Origin of the sequence: Microcoleus sp. K4-B3 (genome assembly GCF_036704615.1) — a bacterium.
Classification (GTDB): Bacteria; Cyanobacteriota; Cyanobacteriia; order Cyanobacteriales; family Microcoleaceae; genus Microcoleus.
Map to the genome: position 1 here is coordinate 287,878 of NZ_JAUBSF010000001.1, position 24,016 is coordinate 311,893.

Genomic DNA, 24,016 nt, shown 5'->3' on the forward strand with positions numbered 1-24,016 from the left:
ATGCTACTTTGAAGTTACCACTTTTTCTATGCCCTGAATCATCGATGATTAGGCTAAATCCTCGACTAATCTTGGTTTGGTGACACTGATTCATTACTTCCAGACGGCGTTGATTCAGTTCCATTGCTGACCAAGGTGCTGCCGTTAAAAAATGGTGTAATTTGTGGTATGTTACTCCCACGGCGTTTGCCGCCATCTGCTGGATGTTTTTTCGTTCGCTTTCTCCCAATAATCCGCCTAAATAGTTCCTAAACTCCCGTTTTTGGGCAATATGACCAAAGATATCGTCAAATCTTTGACACCATCGATCAAAGCAGGGGGGCATGGCAGCAGGGGTGGTCTCTTTCATGGCTCGTTTTTGAACGTTATGTGCTTGACCTGTAAACATTATAACTCGTTTATATCGTATTTTTTGTTTAAGTCCCGTTAGTGCGATCGACCGATGGCAAAACTCAGACCAACAAATCCAAATTAAAAACTATTTTTAGTATTAGCTAGCGTGACCAAGTTTCCGTCTAACAGGAATCTCGATCAAAAACTCTGTTCCCTCACCCATAATAGAGAAACAATCCAGCTTGCCCCCATGTTTTTCAGTAACAATTTGATAGCTGATCGACATCCCCATTCCCGTTCCTTTGCCAATCGGTTTAGTTGTGAAGAAAGGATCGAAAATGCGCTGCTTAATCTCTTTCGATATACCCGAACCGTTATCGACGATCGCAATCTCCACCCACTCGGCATCGATTGCAGAGGTTCGGATGGTAATTTGACTGGGATTTTCTTTAATTTCCTGGTACTTCCGCCGCGCATTATTCTCTTCCAAGGCATCAATAGCATTGGAGAGAATATTCATAAACACTTGATTGAGCGGGCCTGCATAGCACTCCACCAGCGGTAGAGAAGCGTAGTTTTTAATCACCTGAATTTCCGGTCTTTCTGAGCGAGCTTTGAGGCGGTGTTGCAAAATCATCAGAGTGCTGTCAATGCCTTCATGGATGTTTACTGCTTTAATATCAACTTCGTCGGTGCGGGAAAAATTGCGGAGGGAAAGCACAATGTTCCGAATGCGATCGGTGCCGATTTGCATGGATGACAGCATTTTTGGCAAATCATCTTGAATAAATTCCAAATCAATCTCTTCGGCTTCGGCTTGAATTTCATCCACCGGATGTGGATAGTGTTGTTGGTAGAGTTGCAAAAAATCTAACAAATTCCGGGTGTATTCTTGGACGTGAGCGAGGTTTCCGTGAATAAAGCCGACTGGGTTGTTAATTTCGTGGGCAACTCCAGCCACCAGTTGTCCCAAACTAGACATTTTTTCACTTTGAATCACCTGTGCCTGAGTGCGCTGCAATTCCTTTAATGCGGTTTTGAGTTCAAGGGTACGTTCTTCTACTCGCGCTTCTAGTTCTGCATTGCTGTTTTCTAAAGCGATGAAAGATTCGCGCAATTGCCCTCCCATGTGGTTAAAAGAGCGGCCGAGAATGTTGAGTTCTGCGATGTTGCCTGGTTCGACGGTTTGTTCTAAATCACCGGATGCCATTGCTTGAGTTGCCTGATTCAAGCGCCGGATGGGACGGGCAATCCAGCGGGAGGTGAAAATGCCGATCGCCGTTGCCACTGCCAGCGCCCCCAAACACAGGATAATCGTGGTTGTGGTGTTGGCATGAATCTGTGCCATGAAACTGCTTTCCGGGATGCTAGTTACTACCAACCAGTCCAACCCATATTTGTCGCGCCAGGGCGCAATATGCGTGTGATATTTTTCTCCTTGAAAATCGACGTTCACTTCTTGAGTATTGGTAATAGTCTGAAAGTCGGGAATCTGTTGCTGAAGCTGCTGGGCAATACTCCGTAAAACCGGGTTAGAACTGTCGGTAGCCTGGAGGCGCTTAATTTCGTTATTGGCTACGATAAAAGGCTGCTCCTGGGAGGAATTGGCAACCAACATCCCATTGCGCTCCATGATAAATACTTGCCCGGAGCGGCTGACATCTAAGTTTCGCAAAAATTCGCTCAGTTTTGATAGATGGATATCTGCCTCCACCACGGCAATGAGTTTTTTGTTGTCATCATAAACTGGACGACCTGCTGATGCCGCAATGTAGGGCGGATAACTGGGATTGTAAAAGGTATAAATCCCACTCCATATCGGTTTTCCTGCTTTCACAGGTTTAGTATACACAGGCTCGTTGAGGGTATCCCACGGACTTGTGTTTAAAATGCGAGTCCGGTTGCCATCGTTGTCGGTTGAGTAAGTCGTCTGATTGTTGGGCAGGCTTGGGGTTTTGGTTGGTATATCATCGATGCTGACAGTCTTACCATCGTAGCGGGCGGCTCCTGCGGCTTCGCCTGTGGGAAGGTTTACGCTAATGTAGCTCAGGTCGTAGGCTTGCATTTGATGCCAGAAGTATTTGCCGAGGGTTTTGCGATCGCGCAAATCGAGCAATCCCATGCGAATTACATCGGCATTGATCTGGATGACTTGCTGGGGAATCGACAGATAGGCATCCAAATGGTGATCTAGCTCACTGCCGGTGCGCTGCATTAACCGCTCACCTAGATCCTGAACCGCTTTCTCACCATTTTTGAACGATAGGTATCCCACCAGCCCCACAGCGCCAAAAACTTGCAGCACGAAGGGAACAATCAGGACAAGCTGCAACGGGAATGCCCGGACTTTGCTGGATGAAGGCTTTTTCATGAGTTGTAAATCAGGGATCGAGAACGACAACTCCAGCTTGCAGTAATTTGTGCCGATCGTCCAAATTTCGATCTGCCCTCAACAGGATCGTTAAAAGTTTTGGCGTTGCTGATTCACGGTATGAATCAACTTTTCGCTTGATGTTACAAAACTCACCATACTTGGCTTATAGCAATTGGGAAATCTTCCATTCATACCTGTATTCAGCAACTGCAGATTTTGATTGACCAGGCTCTTTCGCCTGCTGTAGCGCGCAATCTGTGCGAAGAGCTTTTGATTGATGCAGTTGCAGTTTGCGATCGCGGTTTGCTCGGTGCGGACGATCGCATACTGGTGACAGCGAATGTCGGCGATTTCGAGAGGTTCGCACGCGCCTGCGAAGTTCACGCTGGCATTATTTTTCTTTCCAAAGGCAACTTGCTGCGGAGCGAACAGATTGCGATCGCCCGGAAGTGTCGCAACCGACTCGCAACTGCCAAATATTACTATACAGGCGATCGTCGTTGTGATTCGATTATATTTGCAATTCAATTATACATGATGCCGCTCAGCAGCCGATCGCCCATTTATTTTAACTTGTGGAATTGCAGGGGCGATCGCGTAAATTGCGATCGCATCTGGCCACTGTTTGCTCACCGATTTCTTGAGTTTGCTAGCTGGAAAACAGATGCGTGTTGCTGCTGTGTCCGAAACATCTTGCTAAAACAAGCACTCCCTACATTAGGTCAAAATGCTGGGAGGGCGATCGACTATATCTAACTGGCAATAGAACGTTAATAAAGTTTACAAATAGAGGGCGATCTCAAAAATACCACCAGCCGCAACAGTTACTAAGTAATTATTTCAGATTAAATTAATATTTCACAGGGTGAAAAAAGCAAAGCTGCCAGCTAAAATTAAAGAGTAAGTGAAAAAAAACAACTCGCTGAAACGATATGGCAACAACATTGTACGAAAAAATGGGTGGAGAGCCAGCCATTAAAGAGATGGTTGATGATTTTTACCGCGATGTTTTGGCTGACGAGATAGTGAGCCACTTCTTCGATCATACAGATATGGAAAAGCAGCGCCGCCATCAAACTGCTTTTATCTCTTATGCCCTCGGCGGCCCCAAGCAATACTCAGGTCGTTCAATGGAGAAGGCACACGCAGGTTTGAATTTACAGCCAGAACACTTTGATGCGATTGTGAAGCATTTGACAGATGCAATAGTTGCCCACGGCGCGTCCCAAGAGGATCTCGATGAAGCGCTAGGTAAGATCGCGACTTTGAAAGAGGCTGTTTTGTACAAGTAAGATCGAGTGAAGGCAATAGGGTTTTTGCAGCCACTAGAATAGTGATAAAAGTGGAGAGTTCGTGATTGTGAAGCGAAAGATCCACTTCGTTTTGTGTCGAACCTAACGAACCGCGAAGACGCGAAGGAAGAGAAGAGAAGAGTTCACAATTGATGGGAGGATTGCTATATTTATTTAACTGATACCCCCTAGGACTTGTCGGAAGCTATAGCGCGAGCGATTTATTTCCCATTGCTAGCCATGTTCGGTTATCACGCTACTCAATCCCTGAAAACCCGTCAAAAATAAGTGTTAGGTTGCGTTAATCTATGATTAGGATCGGACAAACCAATTTTTTTGTTTCTGAGATCCAAAAGCTTCTCCCCTGAAGGGAGGGATTTGTTGGCGAACGCTAAGAGCATGGCGGATATGGCTACACTGCTCGTTTACGTGGCGACTAAGCTACCGAAAAAATCAAAAAGCCGGTCTACAGATGACGGCGCAAAAGGAGGAAAAAAGCTATGAAAAGAGTCATAGACGAAATTAAGATCCTTCTCCAAATCAAGAGTGGATTAGAGTTACTAAGCTTAATACTAGCCATTTACTTGCTCTTCGCCAACGGTTCCTATCCAATCCTAAAACTTAATAGCCTGTAACTAGACCCACCTCAAAAAAACACCACACCCAGAGCCCCGACTTCTTTAAGAAGTCGGGGCTCTAACAGCGAGATAGTTTTACGTTTAATTAGTTCATTTACTTAGTTCGGCCTTTTGCCAGATGACAACCCTTAACGGCTCATAGCAAAATCTATAATATTTCGAGTCAGAGTGTATGCCACAATACTTCGGAAAACTCCAAACTACTGAACAGCCTTGGTCAACAATCGGTTCGGTAGAATCCATAAATAAAACCGATCGCACCTTTCACTTTAATTGCGGCGAAACTTCCCTAAACCTCAGCATCCTCGCGCCGAATTTAATCAGAGTGCGAATGTCCCCGACAGGTGAATTCAAAAGCAGATCGCACTCAATAACTGTCCCTGACGAAGAGTGGGAAATCACACCATTTGAAGTGCGAGAAACAGACGAAAAAATAGAAATTGAAACCGCACAAATATTGATTTCTGTAAAGCGATCTGGCTCTGCAATCGAATGCTTTGACAAATCGGGAAAACCCTTTGCTAGCGACTGCGATCCTAGTATGGGATGGCGCACCGGCGCAACCGCAGGCTGGAAACGCATCGAAGCAGACGAACACTTCTACGGTTTTGGCGAACGCACCGGCTTTCTCGACAAACTCTCCGAAGTCAAGACAAACTGGACAATAGACGCGCTTGACTACAATTCCCTCAGCGATGAAATGTACCAGGCTATCCCCTTTTACATCGCCCTGAATCCCGATCGCGCTTACGGCATTTTCTTCAACACGACATTTTGGAGTCAATTCGACATCGGCGCCCAACAACCGGGAGTTTTGCGGATGGAAACCAGAGGCCCGGAACTCGATTACTACATCATTTACGGCCCGGAACCCGCCCAAATTCTCGCTACCTACACCCAGTTAACCGGCCGGATGCCGCTTCCGCCAAAATGGGCGCTGGGATACCACCAATGCCGCTGGAGCTACGACTCCGAGGACGTTGTGCGGGAGTTGGCGAAGCAATTTCGCGATCGGGCGATTCCCTGCGATGTCATCCACCTTGACATCGACTATATGGACGGCTACCGCATTTTTACCTGGAGCCCGAAGCGTTTCCCCGATCCCGCGAAACTGATCGCAGACTTGAAAGCAGCCGGTTTTAAGGTTGTCACGATTGTCGATCCCGGTGTCAAGTACGAACCGGAAGGAGATTATGAAGTATTCGATCGGGGTGTGGAAAACGACTATTTCGTCCGCACCGCCGAGGGAAGGCTATTTCACGGTTACGTTTGGCCCGAAAAAGCGGTGTTTCCCGACTTCCTGCGGCCAGAGGTGCGCCAGTGGTGGGGCGAATTGCACAAAAACCTTACAGATATGGGCGTTGCGGGGATTTGGAACGACATGAACGAACCTTCGATCGCAGAACGGCCTTTTGGCGACGGCCACCAACACATCTGGTTTCCGCTGGATGCACCGCAAGGCCCGGAATCCGAGGGCGCCACCCACGCGGAAACGCACAATTTGTATGGTTTAATGATGGCGAAAGCTTGTGCACAGGGCTTGCAAAAAGTGCGATCGGGCGAGCGATCTTTTGTGCTGACGCGATCGGGTTTTGCGGGCGTTCAGCGTTACTCCTCGGTATGGATGGGCGACAATCAATCGCTGTGGGATCATTTAGAAATGTCGATGCCGATGCTTTGCAATATGGGGCTTTCCGGCGTGGCGTTTGTCGGTTGCGACATCGGGGGTTTTGCGGAGAATGCAACCGCCGAAATGTTCGCGCGGTGGATGCAGGTGGGAATGCTGTATCCCTTGATGCGCGGTCATTCGGCGATTAGTACGGCGCAGCACGAACCGTGGGTTTTTGGCGATCGCACTGAGAAGATTTGCCGCGAATACATCAATTTGCGCTATCAGTTGTTGCCTTATATTTACACGTTGTTTTGGGAAGCAGCGACGACGGGAACGCCGATTTTGCGACCGCTACTGTATCACTTTCCGCGCGATCGGGCAACTTATCACCTTTACGATCAAGTATTACTCGGCCCGTCGCTGATGGCTGCACCTGTTTACCGGCCGGGAGTTGAGCATCGCGCCGTGTATTTGCCGGAGGGGACTTGGTTTGATTGGTGGACGGGCGAATGCTATCAGGGCCCGACGCACATTTTAGCTTATGCACCTTTGGAGAGAATGCCGCTTTACGTGCGGGGCGGGGGCATAATTGCGATCGCACCTGTGAGGCAATTTGTCAGCGAAGAACCGCTTGAGTCATTAAAAATGCGAATTTGGCCCGGAAGCGGTGAATGGACGCTTTATGAGGACGACGGACACAGTTTTGAACATGAAAAAGGTGTCTGGGCTACGACTAATTACAAGGTGTATTTGGAAGGGGAAAAAATCATCGTTGAAATTGCCGCGCGCGAGGGCCAATTTTTGATATCAGAACGCGAAGTTATTGTGGAAGTTGTTGGCCTTGGCGAACAGCAATTTACAGATGATGGTACGGTTCGGCGTTTTTTGACATTTTAACAAATTTTATCACCTATCTCCGTAGGGACACAGCACTGCTGTGTCCTTCTGTGTCTAGGTTCTTGCTGTTTCCCTGCTGCATCAAGTTCATTTCAACTCACATCTTGCACCATTCTCAAGAACAGGCAAGATGCCTGTGAAGCGAGAAAATTCACTCTTTGTGGAACAGGCATCTTGCCTGTTCATAAAAAGCTTATTGAGAATGGTGCAACATCTCAGTTTCAACGCATTTTATCTAATATTATAGACGCTGGTATCGCGATGGTAATTTTCACCCGTGCAGTGCGAGCTGTCGCGTTCTCGCGTTCTCGGTATTATTCTGATGTAAACGCATATTATATAATTTGTGTGTACGCTGTCCGCCTCAAAAGCTATAATATTAATCGATACCAAAGTCAATGGGGAATTGACTTTGCCAGAAACCTCAAAAGTCAAAGACTGCCGCATCGATTTGAGAGTCACTCAGGAACAAAAAGAACTGCTGGAACGCGCCGCCAGTCTCAAAGGAGTTTCCCTGAGTGCCTATACGCTCTTTTACCTACTACCAGCAGCGAGACAGGAGATCGATTTTTATGAAAGGCTAATTTTGTCCGATCGCGATCGGGATTTGTTTCTATCAGTTATGAAAAACCCGCCAAAACTCAAGGGAAAACTCAAATCCGCCATCAAAAAATATAGAGAGAAATACGAGAAGTAACAGCAGCGTGACCTGGAATTTTTTGTCAATTGCCAAAAACCATCAAAGAGCTTCCTTTGATTGCGGTTATCCTATTTTGAATGAATACTTGAAAAGATATAGCGGTTCTCAAAAAAGTGAGGTATGCCCTATGCCCTATGCCCTATGCCCTATGCCCTATGCCCTATGCCCATGAGTACCTCATCTTTCTGAGAAAGGCTATATGCTAGGCAAAATCACAACAAAGGAACCGCTAAAACTATTGTGGCAATTTCAGCATCAGGAGGCTTAAAAATTGACGGTTATTATACAGTTAGTTCCAGCGTTATAGAGTTTGAGTCTCTACCTGAATCTTACCAGCGCCGGATGCCTGCCTATCCAATTCCAGCAGTATTGATTGGCAAGCTTGCCGTCGATAACTCAGTTAAAGGACGAGGTTTAGGCAGAGATTTGTTAGTAGATGCGCTCGCTCGAACTGTTCGCGCTTCTCAAGAAATTGGCATCTTTGCAGTCAGAGTTGATGCGATCGATTTGCAGGCCAAGGAGTTTTATCTAAAACACGAATTTATTCCCTTTCAGGATCGAGAACTATCGCTATTTCTGCCAATAGAAACAATTATTGAAGAGTTTAGTTAACAGTTATCTGTAACAACAAATAATGCAACCCATCCAAATTACCACATTCCAAGCTTTGCGGCGCAGCTTGGGCCTGATAATCAAAGCCGCACCAATAGAACTCCGCAATTTAATATTACTCAACATCATCAGCGGTGCTGCCCCCTCTGCCGTGCTATTTTTAGATAAATTAATCATTGATGAAGTATCTCGGTTGCTGTCGCAAACCCAAACAGCACAGCCCTTTGCTTTGATGCTTTCCCGGCCAATATTGCTGTGGAGTATTGGCGGAGTCTTAAGTCTCAAGTTAGTCGGTGATGCCCTAGACACAATGAACTCTTTTGTCGCGACATCTTTGCGCGATCGCGTTCAAGGCTTTGTCGAAGGAAAAGTCCTGGAAAAAGTCGCCAATTTCGACGATATTGCCCTCTTTGAAAACCCCGAACTATTAAATATAGTAGAACTCGCGAAAAGCGGAGTATCCAAAATACAGCAACTAGCCTTTACCATCAGCATGACCATCACGGGAATTTTTATATTTATCCCATCGATAGGCCTTGCTGCCGCGATAGCTTGGTGGGTGCCATTGCTGATGTTAATCTCATCATCTCCCTCAATTTACACCCAAAGAAAATATAGCCGAATCATCTGGAGAGTTCAAAGAAAGCAAGCTAAAATCAGCCGCGAAATGAACTTATCCGCTAGAGTCTTGACGGGCGAAGAATATGCTAAAGAATTGCGTTTGTTTGGGTTGCAAGAACTTTGGCTCAAACGCTGGCAGGAGCAGTTTTTGCAATTTTTTAGCGAGATGCAGCAAATCCGAAAGAAAGGAGCTTTTGTTGTACTTTTCTGGTCGATGTTTAGTAGAATCGGAGTGGCTTTGCCATTTATTTATGTAGTAATTGGAGCTTTGGGTGGCCGCTATACTTTGGGCGATTTAGCACTCTATTCTGGTTTGATTGTCCAAGTAAAGCAAAGTTTGCAGATGCTGATTAGCACTTCTACTAATTTGTACGATATCTCACTCAGCGTTAGTCCGATTTTTCAACTTTTGGAACTCAAACCAGAATTGCAGTCTCCGCTTGGAGATGTAGCATCTCGCCTGCCTAGTTTACCAGATGGCGGGCAAGATGCCACATCCACAAAAGATAAAATTGGCATTGAGATTAAGCATTTATCTTTTCGCTATCCCGGCAGCAATAAAAGCACCGTTGAAGATATCAATTTAACGATTAATCCGGGTGAAATGCTAGTGCTTGTTGGTGAAAATGGCGCGGGTAAAACGACCCTTGGCAAACTCCTCGGTCGCCTGTACGACCCGACAAGCGGTACGATCGCCTGGAATGGCAAAGATTTGCGATCGTACTCTCTAGCATACGTGCGATCGCGCATCGCCGTCGTTATGCAAGATTACGCCCGTTTCCCCTCCACAGTTCGCGAAAACGTCGGTTTCGGCGACTTGCTTTCCCTGTCGGATGACAGCGCAATTAACGAAGCTATTTCCGAAGCAGGAATTAGCGCAAAAGTCAACAGTTTAGAGCAAGGTTTAGAAACACCCTTGGGGAAACAATTAGAGGACGGCATAGACTTATCGGGGGGACAGTGGCAAAGAATTGCGATCGCCCGCGCCTTAATGCGGCTTGACACAGCCGAGATGCTCATTTTTGACGAACCAACCGCCGCCCTCGACCCCAAGACAGAACACGAAATTTACAGCATCTTCCGCCAAATAGCCGCCGGGAAAACAACCATAGTCATCAGTCACAGATTGGGCTTAGCCAAAATTGCCGATCGTATCGCCGTCATGGAAAACGGTAAAATAGCAGAAATAGGAACTCACGACGAATTGATAGCATCAAACGGAATTTACTGCTCAATGTTCACCCGTCAAGCTAGCAGCTATATTTAGTCGTTAGTCATTAGTTATGAGTCATGAGTTATGAGTTATGGGTTATTAGTTATTAGTTATTAGTTACGAATAACCAACGCCCAATCCCTCCGCTTCGCTCCGCCCAATGCCCTGTTTGGCCAATGCCCAATGCCCCATGCCCAATGCCCCATGCCCAATGCCCCATGACTATCTCCCCGTCAGCGTATCCGCATAAGGATCGGGCAAAGCTTGCTGCACTTCAAGCGACAAAGAATCTCCAGTCAACGGTTGGCTAATCAAATTTTTTTTTACCCCATCACCCCGGCGATCGCGCTCTTGCAACTTCAGCAATTCCTCTTGATAAAGAGCAACAATTCGCCCTAAACTCACCACCAGATCATCCCAATTATCATCTCCTACCAACTTCTCAGAAATTCCCTCAAATAACTCTCCCGCTTGCCTTTTTTGAACATAAGCTTTCAACAGCTTTCCCGACTTTTGCAAAACTGCCTGATAAATTTCCCCATCTGACCACCACAACCCCTGTTGACTCAGCAGCCAAGTCAAAATATACTCGCGAGCGTGTTGCTCCTTCACCCAGGCCGCGAGATACTGCAAATCTTCCATAGTTACAGTCTCCTAAATCTTGCTCAAAATGTCCGCTTGTTTGTATCTACCGTTACTGCGATCGACTGAATATCTGCTTTATTATCACCCGCCGAGCTCTTTAATATCCCTTAAATCTTAAAAAAACCCTACTGATTTACCAAACAGCAATTCTTAGAATATAAAAATAAACCTAAACCTCCTCGGTCTATTGTCCAATACTTTTAGTCCACCGGAAAGCGGTACACCCCGCCTCGCTTTCCTCTCTCGCAAATCTATCCTCAAGCGGGAACAACCAGCGGGTTATTAGCATGACAAAGCAAAATTTTGGTTTAATCGGTCTAGCAGTGATGGGCGAGAACCTCGCGCTCAACGTCGAAAGCAGAGGTTTCTCCGTGGCTGTGTACAACCGCACAGCAGCCAAAACCGACGACTTCATGGCAAAACGCGCCCCAGGCAAAAACATTGTAGCCGCCAAGACTCTGACAGAATTCGTCGATGCCCTAGAAACCCCGCGCCGAATCTTAGTCATGGTGCAAGCTGGGAAACCCGTAGATGCCGTCATCGACCAGCTCAAACCCATGCTGTCACCGGGCGACATGATTATTGACGGCGGCAACTCTCTCTACGACGACACCGAACGCCGCACCAAAGATTTAGAAGCAGCGGGACTGGGATTTGTCGGCATGGGCATCAGCGGCGGCGAAGAAGGCGCGCTCAACGGTGCTAGCTTGATGCCCGGTGGCACCCACGCTGCTTACGGCATACTAGAGCCAATTCTCACCAAAATTGCGGCTCAAGTAGATGACGGCCCCTGCGTCACATTCATCGGCCCCGGTGGCGCCGGTCACTACGTGAAGATGGTTCACAACGGCATTGAGTACGGGGATATGCAGCTCATTGCTGAAGCCTACGATTTGCTCAAAAACGTTGGTGGATTGGACGGCAAGCAGTTGCAGGAAGTTTTTGCCGAATGGAATACCACAGACGAACTCAACTCGTTTTTGATTGAAATTACGGCTAATATTTTCAAGTACAACGACCCGGAAACTAAGCAACCCTTAGTTGAGGTAATTATGGACGCAGCCGGTCAAAAAGGCACCGGCCGCTGGACTGTTATGAGTGCTTTGGAATTGGGCGTGAGCATTCCCACAATTATCGCTGCTGTGAATGCGAGAATCATGTCTTCTTACAAAGACGAGCGCGTTAAAGCTTCCCAAACACTGACCGGGCCTAGCGGCAAGTACGAAGGCGATACTAAAGAGTTTGTGAACAAAGTCCGGGATGCGCTTTACTGCTCGAAGATTTGCTCCTACGCGCAAGGTATGGCACTTTTGAGCGCGGCCTCGAAGTCGTACAACTATGACTTGAGTTTGAGCGAAATTTCCCGAATTTGGAAAGGTGGCTGTATCATTCGGGCTGGATTTTTGGACAAGATTAAAACAGCTTTTAAGGACGATCCCACGTTGCCGAATTTGCTGTTAGCGCCGGAGTTCAAACAGAGCATTCTCGATCGCCAATCGGCTTGGCGGGACGTGTTAGCTACTGCTTGCAAACTGGGGATTGCAGTACCGGCATTTAGCGCCTCGCTGGACTATTTCGACAGCTACCGGCGCGAAAGATTGCCGCAAAACCTCACGCAAGCTCAGCGTGATTATTTCGGGGCTCACACCTACGAACGCACCGACAAACCGCGCGGCGAATTCTTCCACTCTGAGTGGACGCAGACTGCTAAAGAGTCGCTGCAAACAGGTACTACGGACTAATTAATTTTTGTAGGGTGCGTTTCGGCGCACCTTACGAATTGATTGGCAGTTGCAAATTGTTTTGACGTTTGTTACTGAGTAAATCGGGTACAATCCTAACTACTCGTTTAAAACAAATGTAATTTTATGAAAAATTTTATACTAAAATCGGCTGCATTTATAGGTGATATTGCGGCATCGGTATTGGATACATTGAAAGAAGAAGAGTCAAGCAAACGTTTATTAGACAGTGGTATTCTGGAAGTGGATTCAATGACGGGAAAAGAGTTTGAAAATTTTCTCTATGTCCATTTTAGCAACTTTGGTTATGGTGTTACTTTAACTCAAGATAGTCAAGATTATGGGGCGGATTTAATTTTATACAAAGATGGATCGAAAACTGTAGTTCAAGCGAAAAGAAGCAAAAATCCAGTTGGTATTAAAGCAGTTCAAGAAGTAGCAGGAGCCGTCAGACATTACAAAGGAAATAAAGGAAGAGTCATCACCAACAACAGATTTACCGAAAATGCTTACAACCTTGCTGAATCTAACGGCGTAGAGTTATAGGATCGAAAAAGACTCATCGAATTCATCCTGACAGCTAAGAAGTGTAAATAAGATCGATTCCGGTGGCACTCATCCATGATTGTTGACTGTTTACTGTTAGTCAAAAAATAGCAACGGAGAGGACACGGCAGTGCCGTTTCCCTACCCCAAAATAATCGCTTGCGCTCGCACCAGATGCAACCATCCCCCGATTAATTGTAGGGACACGGCACTGCCGTGTCCAGATTGTGGGTAATATCCTGTTCCCTAACTACAGTAAGTTATATATAAAAGATGCACTGCTTTCTCAGTATCTTTAATTTCACTTATTCATCATGTTACAAATTTCTAATACTGTGTTCATTCCAGATGGCGAAATCGAGATTAGTGCGATTCGCTCTCAAGGCGCGGGGGGACAAAATGTAAATAAGGTGGCGAGTGCGATTCACTTGCGCTTTGATATCCCAGCTTCCTCATTGCCCGATCGCTACAAGGAGCGTTTGTTGCAAATCAACGACCAGCGCATCACCTCCGAAGGTGTGATTGTTATCAAAGCCCAGGAACACCGCAGCCAGGAACAAAACCGGGAGGAGGCTTTGAGACGGCTGCTAGAACTGATTAAAAGTGCGATCGTCATACCGAAAAGGCGCAAACCCAGCAAAGCAACTCGTAGTTCCCAGCGCAAGCGTCTCGACAGCAAAACCAAGCGAGGGCAGATTAAAGCTCTGAGAGGGAAAGTCACGGATTGATCGATGAAAGGTCGATCGGGCTTTTTGACTTTTTATTTGTCAGTCGGGATTTGGTGGGCCTAAGTCGTCCGGTAAATCGTTAAGCGTTTTTCCCAAAGCTTTGCAAAGAGCTTTCATTTGAGCAATCGTCAGTTCGGGTTCGTCTAGGCCTCGTTCCCAGTTACTGATTGCTTGTTGACTTAGGGTTTTTGCGCCCGTTTTGTCGGGAATTTGTTTTGCTAAAGCTGCTTGCGATAAACCAACAGCCTCCCGCAAGATTTGCAGTGCTGGTATATCTTTGGACTCTTGAGTTTGTTTCTTTCGGGGCATATCATGGGAAATTCACAAGCAAACTTGTTGACAACCGAGAGGTTTACAAGTATCCTTGTTAAAGATAGAGACAACAGAAAGGCCGCTGCTTTAGCCGGACGGTGGAAACGCTTTGGTTTAGCAAGCTGCCGTATTTGTAGTTTCTACCCATTATGCCTGCATAGCCAAGCCTATTTTCCGGGCTTGGGTGCATGACTCAAACCCGTTTCCCTTGACATTTCCGAACCCCTGCGGGTTAGTTGTCGTTCTGCGAGGGCGATCGACTTGGTAAGTCATCGGGAATTTTAGTTACATCTAATCCTAAAAGCTCAAACATAGTTTTTAGAGAAACCTGGTACAGGTTAGCCATAGCAAGTATGTTTTCAGCATTAGGTAGAGCCTTGCCTAATTCCCAGTCAGCTTGTCTTCGCTCGGAAATTCCAATTTTTTCTTTGACTTGAGGGCGTGTTAGTCCAGCTTGTTCTCTGAGTAGTCTCAAAGGAGACTTCTCCTTTTCTTGTAAATCTTCTTCTATCATAGGACGAAATATTCATGATGCAAACGTCTTAACAAAGAGTTTGATAAGACGTAAACTTCACGTTGATAGGTCATCGGGAATTTTGGTTACGTCTAGTCGCATACATCTAGCAAGTGTTTTTAGTGGCACGCCTAGCTCGCGCGCCAGAGCAATAGCCCGATCGAAGCGAGGAATTGATTCTCCTCGTTCCCAATCGCCAATAATGCGAATTCCTACGCCCATTCGACGACTAAGTTCGGGTTGGGTCAAATTTGCACTTTCTCTAAGGTTTTTCAAGGTTATGGTTTCTTGATCTTTAGCTTCCATCAATTGTAGCAGTTAATTGCTAGCAGAATAGTGCTTGACAAAAATGGAATCTGGCACTAAACTGCTAGTAGATAGGCAAAACAAAGGCAACCGGGCGAGCCTCCAAGGTCAAAATGCAGGTTTGAAGAACCGCCTTATTTGTAGTGTCTACCCATTATGCCTGCATAGCCTTAGTATTTTCGGGGCTTGGGCGCATACCTCAAGCCTCTTTTCCTCAACGCCGAGGAGGTGATTCCATGTAAAAAGTCGATCGACCTCACAGCCCAACTCAAAATTGTATCAAACATCCAGACCATGACTTCGCTGTACTTGTTAGTTGTCATTCTGCGAGGGCGATCGACTTGGTAAGTCATCGGGAATTTTGGTTACATCTAATCCTAAAAGCTCAAACATAGTTTTTAGAGAAACCTGGTACAGGTTAGCCAGTGCAGCTACGTTTTCAACAGTTGGCATGGACTTTCCTGATTCCCAGTCAGCTTGCATCCGCTCAGAAACGCCGATATGTTGTTTGACTTGAGGGCGGGTTAGCCCAGCTTGTTCTCTGAGAAGCCTTAATGGGGACTTCTCCTTTTCTTGCAAATTTTCTTCCACAGTGCATGAAGTTTGTTTCATGAAGCTAACCTCTTGACTTGGTTGTTTTGATGAAGTACACTTCATGTAGATCCACCCAAAAAAGGCGGCCGGGCGAGCCTACTTTCGTCAAAATGCAGGTTTGAAGAACCGCCTTACTTGTAGTGTCTATCAATTGTGCTTGCATACCCAAGCGTTTTTTTGGGGGTTGGGCGCATACCTCAAGCCTATTTTCCTCAAGCCCGAGGAGGTGATTCCATGTAAAAGGTCGATCGACCTCACAGGAGTGCCCAGCTCAAAATTGTATCAAAGATCCAGACCAAAACTTCTACTTTGCGATCGCACAAGTTCCGTGCTATCGTGCCCTTTCTCGAACCATTCCAGATCATGTCCACATCAATTGACAACTTCTACCTAGGCGATGTCGCCTCCAACTTTCACTTTGCAGGCCCGCTGCTAGACTTTGAAGAAGAAATCCAGAATCAATCTCCCTTTCACGATTTAGACTACTTGACAGGCGAAATTAAAAGGGGATTCCTAGACTACGTGCGTCAAGGAATCATGCTGGACGCGATCCGAAAACTGCGATTGTACAAACACAAGTTCAAAACTTTTAAAAGTTACTGCGAACAAGCATTAGGCAGACAGTATTTTTACTGCACGCAAATTATCAAATCTGCTGGCATTTGCCTGCGCTTAATTAAAGCCGGATTTGAGATTTTGCCGAGCTGCGTTGCTCAAGTTGTCCCTTTGTTCAAACACGCAATCACCGACCAATACGGCGACAGTCCTTTACAGGAAAAGTGGCAAGAAGTTGTTGATGTCATACCAAAAGAAAGGATTACGGCAGTAACTATTGCCGAAACAGTTGACAACAATCCCAACCTCCGGCTCAAACAAATTCGGATTAAAACCGACACTTACGCCCTTTTAACGAAAAAAGCAGCCGCAGCCGGACTGTCAATTTCGGAATTTTTGGCAAGGTTGGTTGACGAATACAATCCCAGAAATTTAGAGCAGCCAGCGGAACATACTCCCGAACAAGAGGAGATTTTAGACCAATTAGACGCGGAGTTTAAGAAGCCGGCAACGGAACAGACTTCAACTTCTGCCCAAGGAAAAGTTAAGTCTAAAGGTTTTGGAGTCAAAATTGAGCCTAAAGGTGGTAAAAGGGAAGTAAAGGCGAAAAGTTCGGAAGGGGAAGTAAAGGCGAAAAGTTCGGAAGGTGAAGTTAAGTTGAAAAATCGGCAAACTGAAATCAAAGCCGAGAAACAGTCGAATTCATTTAAAGAGAAAAATCATGAAGTCATCTGCCCAAAATCCAATCATGCGTCAACTGAAATTAATGGAGGTTCAACTGAACGAAATTCAGTGCCACCTTATTAAAGCCACTGTGTTGAATTGGTGGCAAATAGTTTTGCCTGACGGTCAGAAGATTGCGATCGAGCACGCGGGCGGCGGACACTGGATTTTTCGGGCTAACGGGCTTGAGAAATCTCATCCAGAAGTGCGGCTAGCGGTGTTAAGGGCGATCGCCCAAGGCTGTCGCAGGTAAGTTACGGCTAAGGACACGGCGCAGTCCCGTGTCCTGAGATCGACTGGCGATCGGATTTGATAGGATTTGGGGATGCTGGGGGGCGATCGACATTGGTTAAAATTGCGATCGGAGTGTCCCAAGTGTGGGCCGGGGTTTAAGGTGCCAGCGTTGTGGGTAGACGGGTGATGTCTGCGGTGTTTTATGACTTTTGTAGAGACGATGGAACACCAAAAACCCTCAGCTCTTAAAACTTGGATGGTTTGGCATCAACAGTCTCAACCGGAAAAGCTGATAGCCCTGTTCGCCCGGGACAAAAAGCATGGTCGGCGAGGATACGCCGATCGGAGCCAACGTTATCTTAACGATTGAGCAAGGTGGTTCATACTGAGTTAGACTGAATATTAGAGTATAAATCTAAGGAGTAGTTTTTTCAGGAAACCACAGGAGGCAGCGTGACATTAGGCGTAGACAGCAGGCAATTACTATCTTATGAGAAACCACCTGTTAATGAGGTGATTTGCAGTGTTTTGTTCGACCCTATCGAAGCCTTACTGACTCCCCATATCGGCTTGTTATGGCAGAGGTTCCAACCGGACTACCCGTTTTGCGACGAGGTTTATCCCCTAGCACGAAATGTAGAAGTTTTCAATAATCAGGTTATTGAAACTATGCTGGAAGTAAGTGATATTCCTCCTTTGCCCAGAGTATGGTTCATTAGCTCTGATGAAACAAAGGTTGTCCAAATCCAGCGAGATCGGCTGATTCATAACTGGAGAAAAATTAGTCCAAATAGTGAGTATCCTAGATATGACAGCCTTATTAAAGCATTTCAAGGTCATTTGACAAGCTTTAATGGTTTCCTACAAGAGGCGGAGCTAGGTACAATTCACATACGTCAATATGAACTAAGTTATGTCAATCAAATTTCACAAGGAGAAGCATGGGAAACTCTTGAGGACATCGGCCAAATTTTTCCTGACTTTAAATGGCACAACAGTCTAGAGAGATTTCTTCCAAAACCTCAATATATTCATTGGCATACGACATTTGATTTGCCCGAAGAATTGGGCAGATTACATATATCGATCAGGAATGGACTTGCTGACAACCATCCCACTCTTCTTTTTGAATTAAGTGTTCGGGGAATTGGCAAATATAGCTCTTTGGATTTAATGCAAAATTGGTTTGATGTGGCACATGAATGGACTCTACAGGCATTTGCTGATTTAACTGATAAAAAAATCCAGACAAATATTTGGAAGCGGAGAGGGTAAAGCTTATGACTATGATTACATCTTCCTTTAAGGAAGTCGAACAAGAAGAAGAAGCAAATGTTTTAACAACGCTCCAAACATCTCCGAAAAACTCTTCTTCCACTCCTGTCCGAAGGATTCCATACGTTCCTTCATTAGCACAGAGATCGGCTGAGTCTGGGAATGCTGAAGTTAGAAAATATTATCCGCTTTCCCCCCGAACGCAGATAAATATGGGTTCTATAATTTCTAAACCTGTTGGCCATCAAGCTAATTTTATTAAAAGTGATCCAAAAGAACGGCGTGGTAGATTTCTGTCATCTCCCAGCAGTGATTGGTCAAAAAATTTACCCCGTACACCTAAAAAAGTTGAGGCTATCCATCCTCAGCAACAAAATGTAAATAAATTCTTAGTTTCACCGGCCGATCGTGAAGAAGATGTGCTTGACTGGGATTTCTACTTAGAAAATCCTCCACTTAAACCAGCGGCCACCATAGAATTAGAATTTGAATATAGGGGTCGTAGTCAACCTATTCCTGTTACCGATCCTTGGGATGAATGAGGAAAAATTAGCATGGATTCTGATAGCCGCAATCTAGCGAAAGAATTTCTATCAAAACTCAGTGACTCTGAAAAATGGGAGCTAATTTTAGAAATAACAAATCAGTATCCCTGGTATCAGCTTGTGAGTGGGGAAGAAGAAGATATAAAACAGGGCGATATCCTTGAAGATTGTCCAGTCTTTCAGTTGCCAGAAAACCTAGCTGAGATAACAAAAGACCAGCTTAATAATATAAAAATTAAAGGGCAATGGAGGCCGCAAGACGTTATTATTATGTCACAGTCATGCGACATGGTAAAAGGTCGAGAAAAGTTAACAGAAACACTACTTTGTGCCGTATGGAAACGTTCGGAACTTAAGGAAGGCTATTTGGCTTCAAACGTGGGAATGGAAGAGGCACGACGTGGGAATCTTCCTGGGTATCACGTTCTTGGTGAATGTTCTTTGCCTGAGTTCCATCGTGAAGTTAGAGTGGTGGATTTTCGCCGTGTCTACTCGCTTCCACTGCCTTTTGTTCGCAGATTGGCAATAGCAGCAGAAAAGCGTATCCGGCTACTTCCACCATACAGGGAGCAGCTTGCCCAAGCACTTGCTAGATACTTTATGCGTGTTGGACTACCTACAGATATACCACCATTCGCAAGTTCTAAGCCTGATAAAACTGAAGCCGAAGTAATAAAAAAGCTACAAGCGATGGATAAAGAATCCCAAAAACGTATATTATCGCACCTAGTAACTGAGCTTGGGTTGTCAACATAACTAACAGGAAATGGTTAGAAAAAATTCCACCATGATTAATAAATAATAGTTAACCTTTAACTCATCTTTATAAAACAAATCTGTTACAAGTTACTAACTTACGCCGCAGTATTGTAAACGCTTCGATCGCCCTTTAAAATCCCACGATACCATAAACCGCTTCGACGAAACCGGACTCGTAAACTCTGGTTCCTTTTGATTGACACAACTCGACTCGAACAAGTGACCCCTACCATGTCAACGTAGTGCTCTAACCAACTGAACTATGCGTCTGTCGATCACTTCAATTCGTGACATTTTCCCAGACTATACTCAAAAGACATCTCCAATAATCAACTTGAAATCCTTGTACCGAGGTAGCTGAAGCTTAATTTTCGGAGATGTTTAATGCTCTGCTTATCCCAATTGGATCGAGCAATTGCTCAATTGTCTGCACTAACATTTCCGGCTCAACCGGCTTGGAAAGATGCCTTTGAAAGCCAGCATCTAGCGCTTGCTGCTGATTGATGTCTCCGGCACAGGCAGTAAGTGCGATCGCGGGAATCTGTCCTCCCTGCTCTGTGGATAGTTGTCTGATTTGACCAATCAACTTATAGCCATCAATTTGTGGCATTCCAATATCAGCAATCAAAACATCTGGCTTAGATTCATTAAGTAGTTGTAGCGCATCTGTTGCTGAAGATACAGAGATCACGGTGGCTCCCGCTTGCTCCAAGATACATTGAACTAACTCTAAATTGTCTAGTTGGTCATCGACTGCCAAAATACATAATCTAGCCAAGGGAGAAGTGTGAGCATTGAGTGATAGATTTTCCTTGCGATCGCTGTTTGCCTCATTGCTTCTGGCTAATAAGGGAAATGTGACAGTAAATGTTGCTCCCTGTCCTTCTACAAAACTTTCGGCTTTGACAGTTCCACCATGTAGCTCAACGACGTGACGCACGATCGCTAATCCCAGCCCTAACCCACCAAATGTTCTCGTAATACTGCTATCGGCTTGTCGAAATGTGTCAAAGACATAGGGAATAAATTCTGGCTTAATCCCTTTCCCTGTATCCCTGACTTGAATTTGAGCAGATGAATCAATCGTTTTTAGCTCAACTTCAACTCTACCTCCAGTTGGGGTGAACTTAATGGCATTGGTGAGCAAATTCCAGACAACCTGTTGCAATCGGGTAGCATCTCCTAACACATCACCCACATTGGGTTCTAGCTGGGTTTTAATTTGAATGTTCTTCGCTTCGGCGGCTAAACTAACTGTTTCGATCGCGGCTTTAAGAGTTGTTTTCAAATTAATAGGAGTAGAGTTCAAACTCAGCTTGCCTTGCAGAATGCGAGAAATATCAAGCAAATCCTCAATCAGTTGAACTTGCAACTGGGCGTTGCGTTCAATCGTTTCGAGAGCTACCGCCGTTTTGCCAGAATCCAGGTTTCCCCTTCGCAGCAGCCGAGTCCAACCCAGAATAGGATTCAACGGAGTTCGCAATTCGTGAGATAAAACCGCTAAGAACTCATCTTTGATTCGGTTAGCGGCTTCGGCTTCTGCCCGTGCTTGCTGTTCAGACTCATAGAGTCTTGCTCGGTCGATCGACTGCGCCGACTGATGTGCCAGTGCCAAAACGAAACCGCGATCGCTCTCACAAAGCTGGGGAACGGTCGAAAAACCGAGCGATAGCCCACCAACGGCTTGTCCTTCAATCAACAATGGCACTGAAATCCAGGCTTCTGAACCAGCCTTGGCATAAGCTTCAGCTAAATCAGGATAACGGGCAATTCGGTTTTCGATGGTTTCTACCCAAACAGGTTGCCCAGTTCGCACGGCTTCTGCGAGAGGATAGGGCGCATGAATCGAAAAACTGCGCAGAAATTCTCCTACGTGCTCATACCCGATCGCTTGAATAATCTCCAGTTCGCTTGCATCCTGGTTTAATACCGCAACCAAACCACAACTTGCTCCCAGTGCAGACATTCCCTGTTCAATAATCACCTGAGCCACTTGAGCCGAGGTTAGCGATTCAGACAAAGCTGTCATCACCGCCAGCAGTCGAGCCGTCCGGTTAGCAGCGAGTTCGGCGGCTAATTTCGCTTGTTGTGTTTCATTATAGAGACGAGCGTTATCAATGGCGATCGCTGCTCGCTGAGCCAAATCTTCAGCCAGAGCGATGTCTTCCAGGCAATAGCGGCGATCGGATTCAGTAAACACCAACGTAATGCTGCCCAACACGCGCCCGCGTGCCTGTAGCGGTGCAATGATGCAGGACTTTAACCCAACTCCACGTAAGATTTCCAGGTATTCAGCATTCGGCACTGCGGCAACTAACTGTTCATCGGTAATCTCAATTGCAATTTCAGCCTGTCCTGTTTGCATGACTTTAGCAATGCCATACCCATCATCGAGATGTCTGGGAAAGCGTTGAGGCAACTCCCACGCAAACTTCACTTTTTCGGGATCGGAATGAGCAACTGCAACCCGATCGATCGTGCGATCGTCATTCAGCAGATCGACACTACACCAATCTGCAAAATAAGGAACTGCCAGCTTTGCAACGCTTTGGAGAGTTTGTTCATACTCTAGTGAAGAGGAAAGGACAGCACTCACTTCCGCTAAAAATGCTGATTGTTGTTGAGAATTCTCTGCTACAGCACGGGCTGCCTGTTCTTGAACAAGCTGTACTCGTTCGTCTTCGGTTTGCTTGCGTTCAGTAATGTCGCTGAAAGCAGCAATGATATTGATAATTTGTCCCTCTGGGTCAAACAAAGGGGAAGCATTGATCGAGAGAATCGTGCGAGTTCCATCAGCATGGGTAATGCCATGTTCAATATTATAAACAGGCTCACCAGTTTGCATCACCCTCGCAAACGGCAGTTCATCTTCTGGGAAAGGATGACCCTCCACGGTTGTAATGAACCAGGATGGATCGTTATAGCCTCGCTCCACAATGTCGCTGAGAGTCAATCTTAAAATTCTCTCTGCTGCCCTATTTGCCGCAATAATCTGTCCGGTAGAATCTAGAATGGTGATGCCATCAGGAATAGTTTGGAAGATGCTCGATAATTGGGCTTCACCCTCACGCAGAGCAGTTTCTGCCTGCTGGCGTTGTGTAATGTCGTGCATCACGACAACTGCACCCTGTTTTTCGCCGTTTGCGGCAATAATCGCCTGTCCAGTTGCTAACAGCATTCGCGCAGTTCCCTGCTGGGGAACAATCATCATTTCCACATCACGAACGTTCTGTCCTTGCAATGCCTGAAACAGGGGAATATCCTCTGTATTCATGCGTGTTTTGCCGTCTGACAAATACAAGTCATAATATTCAGCCCATTGAGCCGCTGGAACTGGCTGCTGAGGTAATCCATGGAAATCTTTAGCTGCTTGGTTAAATACCGTCAATATGCCATCGGCATCGCAAGCCACAATGCCAGCTTGAACGTTGTTTAGAATTGCCTTCAAAAAGTCCTGTTCTTTGTGAAGAGTGGCTTCCACCTGCTGGCACTTGACGATTTCGGCTTTCAATTGTCGATCGACTTCAGATGTTTCAGTAGTATCTTGGAAGTAAAGAAGTAAGCCATCTTCACTCTTGATGAGGCGAATTCTCAACCACTTGTTGAGTGAGGGGTAGTGTTCTTCAAACTCAATTGCAGTTGGCGTTGCGATCGCTTGATGACAATATTTATATAGCTCAGAGGTAATATCGACCGAAAATACTGTCCATATATTTTTGCCGATTAGGTGTTGCCGCTTCCTGTTTAAAAGCTGCTCTGCTTTATGGTTGACATAGGTGCAGTGCCACTCTGAATTAATAGAAATGAAGGCCTCAGCCATGCGATCGACTATCACCGCAAATCGTGCTTCAATTGCTTGGCAGTCCGTACATAGCTCTTGAGGAAAATTTACAGTAAGCTCTTCTCGATGATTCAAGGAGTTTGTACGTTCTACATTCATTGCGGTTCGTCCTGCCTATTTACCTATTCTGCCAGTTATTGTTAGGGAATCAAGATGTACAGGACTTACGCAGAGATCCCCCTAGCCCCCCTTTTTAAGGACTTTGACTGTTCCCCCCTAAAAAAGGGGGGATCGAGGTTTTAGGCTTTTGGTGCGTAAATCCTAATATATAGTATGCGCCAAACCTCAGCCATTCAATGTTTAAGCAAACGGGCATCGCAACTGATGGGACAGCACCGCTACAAATTCGTCTTTAATCCGGTTAGCGGCTTCTGCTTCGGACAGTGTAAGGTGCTCGCATTCTAA

Annotated in this window: 22 protein-coding genes, 1 tRNA gene and 1 pseudogene; 15 read left to right on the top strand and 9 right to left on the bottom strand. The window is 45.8% G+C overall.

Annotated elements, in window-relative coordinates; genetic code table 11:
- Positions 1 to 10: 10 nt before the first annotated feature.
- A pseudogene (locus QUA78_RS01120) lies at positions 11 to 349 on the bottom strand (transposase); the annotation flags it as partial.
- Positions 350 to 490: 141 nt separating this feature from the next.
- Complete coding sequence (locus QUA78_RS01125; protein WP_333300140.1) at positions 491 to 2,704, bottom strand: ATP-binding protein; 2,214 nt, start codon at positions 2,702 to 2,704, stop codon at positions 491 to 493.
- Positions 2,705 to 2,923: 219 nt separating this feature from the next.
- On the opposite strand from QUA78_RS01125, the gene QUA78_RS01130 reads away from it, so the two are divergent.
- The 6 genes from QUA78_RS01130 to QUA78_RS01155 all read left to right on the top strand — a co-directional run bounded on the left by QUA78_RS01130 (position 2,924) and on the right by QUA78_RS01155 (position 10,346).
- Positions 2,924 to 3,463 (top strand): hypothetical protein, encoded by a 540-nt coding sequence (locus QUA78_RS01130; protein WP_333300141.1) that lies wholly within the window; start codon positions 2,924 to 2,926, stop codon positions 3,461 to 3,463.
- A 176-nt stretch (positions 3,464 to 3,639) separates the two neighbouring features.
- Positions 3,640 to 3,999 (top strand): group 1 truncated hemoglobin, encoded by a 360-nt coding sequence (locus QUA78_RS01135; protein ID WP_333160123.1) that lies wholly within the window; start codon positions 3,640 to 3,642, stop codon positions 3,997 to 3,999.
- 810 nt (positions 4,000 to 4,809) lie between these two features.
- Positions 4,810 to 7,146 (top strand): glycoside hydrolase family 31 protein, encoded by a 2,337-nt coding sequence (locus QUA78_RS01140; protein ID WP_333300142.1) that lies wholly within the window; start codon positions 4,810 to 4,812, stop codon positions 7,144 to 7,146.
- A 412-nt stretch (positions 7,147 to 7,558) separates the two neighbouring features.
- Positions 7,559 to 7,843, top strand: coding sequence for a DUF1778 domain-containing protein (locus QUA78_RS01145; RefSeq protein WP_333398511.1), 285 nt, complete (start codon positions 7,559 to 7,561; stop codon positions 7,841 to 7,843).
- A gap of 243 nt (positions 7,844 to 8,086) precedes the next feature.
- Positions 8,087 to 8,458 (top strand): GNAT family N-acetyltransferase, encoded by a 372-nt coding sequence (locus tag QUA78_RS01150; protein ID WP_333300144.1) that lies wholly within the window; start codon positions 8,087 to 8,089, stop codon positions 8,456 to 8,458.
- Positions 8,459 to 8,480: 22 nt separating this feature from the next.
- Entirely contained in the window at positions 8,481 to 10,346 is a 1,866-nt protein-coding gene (locus QUA78_RS01155; protein ID WP_333300145.1) for an ABC transporter ATP-binding protein, read from the top strand.
- Positions 10,347 to 10,514: 168 nt separating this feature from the next.
- Here the strand turns inward: QUA78_RS01155 and QUA78_RS01160 are convergent, their stop codons facing one another.
- Positions 10,515 to 10,934 carry a hypothetical protein gene (locus tag QUA78_RS01160; RefSeq protein ID WP_172187549.1) on the bottom strand — a complete coding sequence of 140 codons (420 nt, stop codon included), beginning with the start codon at positions 10,932 to 10,934 and terminating at the stop codon, positions 10,515 to 10,517.
- Between the two features lie 290 nt (positions 10,935 to 11,224).
- On the opposite strand from QUA78_RS01160, the gene gnd reads away from it, so the two are divergent.
- The 3 genes from gnd to arfB all read left to right on the top strand — a co-directional run bounded on the left by gnd (position 11,225) and on the right by arfB (position 13,953).
- On the top strand, positions 11,225 to 12,679 hold the full coding sequence (gene gnd, locus QUA78_RS01165) for a decarboxylating NADP(+)-dependent phosphogluconate dehydrogenase (protein WP_333300146.1): 1,455 nt from the start codon (positions 11,225 to 11,227) through the stop codon (positions 12,677 to 12,679).
- A 126-nt stretch (positions 12,680 to 12,805) separates the two neighbouring features.
- A complete protein-coding gene (locus tag QUA78_RS01170) occupies positions 12,806 to 13,225 on the top strand; it encodes a restriction endonuclease (protein WP_333300147.1) in 420 nt (139 codons plus the stop codon).
- Between the two features lie 314 nt (positions 13,226 to 13,539).
- On the top strand, positions 13,540 to 13,953 hold the full coding sequence (gene arfB / locus QUA78_RS01175) for an alternative ribosome rescue aminoacyl-tRNA hydrolase ArfB (protein ID WP_333300148.1): 414 nt from the start codon (positions 13,540 to 13,542) through the stop codon (positions 13,951 to 13,953).
- A 39-nt stretch (positions 13,954 to 13,992) separates the two neighbouring features.
- On the opposite strand, the gene QUA78_RS01180 is transcribed toward arfB, so the two are convergent.
- The 4 genes from QUA78_RS01180 to QUA78_RS01195 all read right to left on the bottom strand — a co-directional run bounded on the left by QUA78_RS01180 (position 13,993) and on the right by QUA78_RS01195 (position 15,697).
- Complete coding sequence (locus QUA78_RS01180; RefSeq protein ID WP_333160550.1) at positions 13,993 to 14,262, bottom strand: helix-turn-helix transcriptional regulator; 270 nt, start codon at positions 14,260 to 14,262, stop codon at positions 13,993 to 13,995.
- A gap of 235 nt (positions 14,263 to 14,497) precedes the next feature.
- The gene (locus tag QUA78_RS01185) at positions 14,498 to 14,779 is read right to left on the bottom strand and encodes a helix-turn-helix transcriptional regulator (protein ID WP_333028172.1); all 282 of its coding nucleotides are present in this window, start codon (positions 14,777 to 14,779) and stop codon (positions 14,498 to 14,500) included.
- A 57-nt stretch (positions 14,780 to 14,836) separates the two neighbouring features.
- Positions 14,837 to 15,085 carry a helix-turn-helix transcriptional regulator gene (locus tag QUA78_RS01190; protein WP_333300150.1) on the bottom strand — a complete coding sequence of 83 codons (249 nt, stop codon included), beginning with the start codon at positions 15,083 to 15,085 and terminating at the stop codon, positions 14,837 to 14,839.
- A gap of 312 nt (positions 15,086 to 15,397) precedes the next feature.
- Positions 15,398 to 15,697 (bottom strand): helix-turn-helix transcriptional regulator, encoded by a 300-nt coding sequence (locus QUA78_RS01195; RefSeq protein WP_333160548.1) that lies wholly within the window; start codon positions 15,695 to 15,697, stop codon positions 15,398 to 15,400.
- A 345-nt stretch (positions 15,698 to 16,042) separates the two neighbouring features.
- On the opposite strand from QUA78_RS01195, the gene QUA78_RS01200 reads away from it, so the two are divergent.
- The 6 genes from QUA78_RS01200 (at position 16,043) to QUA78_RS01225 (ending at position 19,767) form a co-directional block, all read left to right on the top strand.
- The gene (locus QUA78_RS01200; RefSeq protein ID WP_333187837.1) at positions 16,043 to 17,041 is read left to right on the top strand and encodes a hypothetical protein; all 999 of its coding nucleotides are present in this window, start codon (positions 16,043 to 16,045) and stop codon (positions 17,039 to 17,041) included.
- Positions 17,042 to 17,048: 7 nt separating this feature from the next.
- Positions 17,049 to 17,210, top strand: a complete 162-nt coding sequence (locus QUA78_RS01205; RefSeq protein WP_242728623.1) for a hypothetical protein — start codon at positions 17,049 to 17,051, stop codon at positions 17,208 to 17,210.
- Between the two features lie 183 nt (positions 17,211 to 17,393).
- The gene (locus QUA78_RS01210) at positions 17,394 to 17,561 is read left to right on the top strand and encodes a hypothetical protein (RefSeq protein ID WP_333300152.1); all 168 of its coding nucleotides are present in this window, start codon (positions 17,394 to 17,396) and stop codon (positions 17,559 to 17,561) included.
- 83 nt (positions 17,562 to 17,644) lie between these two features.
- Positions 17,645 to 18,466, top strand: a complete 822-nt coding sequence (locus QUA78_RS01215) for a TIGR04255 family protein (RefSeq protein ID WP_333300154.1) — start codon at positions 17,645 to 17,647, stop codon at positions 18,464 to 18,466.
- 5 nt (positions 18,467 to 18,471) lie between these two features.
- Positions 18,472 to 19,008, top strand: a complete 537-nt coding sequence (locus QUA78_RS01220; protein ID WP_333300155.1) for a hypothetical protein — start codon at positions 18,472 to 18,474, stop codon at positions 19,006 to 19,008.
- Positions 19,009 to 19,020: 12 nt separating this feature from the next.
- A complete protein-coding gene (locus QUA78_RS01225) occupies positions 19,021 to 19,767 on the top strand; it encodes a hypothetical protein (protein ID WP_333300157.1) in 747 nt (248 codons plus the stop codon).
- A gap of 199 nt (positions 19,768 to 19,966) precedes the next feature.
- Here QUA78_RS01225 and QUA78_RS01230 read toward each other — a convergent pair.
- Together QUA78_RS01230 and QUA78_RS01235 are read right to left on the bottom strand one after the other, a co-directional pair.
- Positions 19,967 to 20,040, bottom strand: a tRNA-Val gene (locus QUA78_RS01230).
- A 94-nt stretch (positions 20,041 to 20,134) separates the two neighbouring features.
- Complete coding sequence (locus QUA78_RS01235) at positions 20,135 to 23,710, bottom strand: PAS domain S-box protein (RefSeq protein WP_333300159.1); 3,576 nt, start codon at positions 23,708 to 23,710, stop codon at positions 20,135 to 20,137.
- Between the last annotated feature and the right edge of the window lie 306 nt (positions 23,711 to 24,016).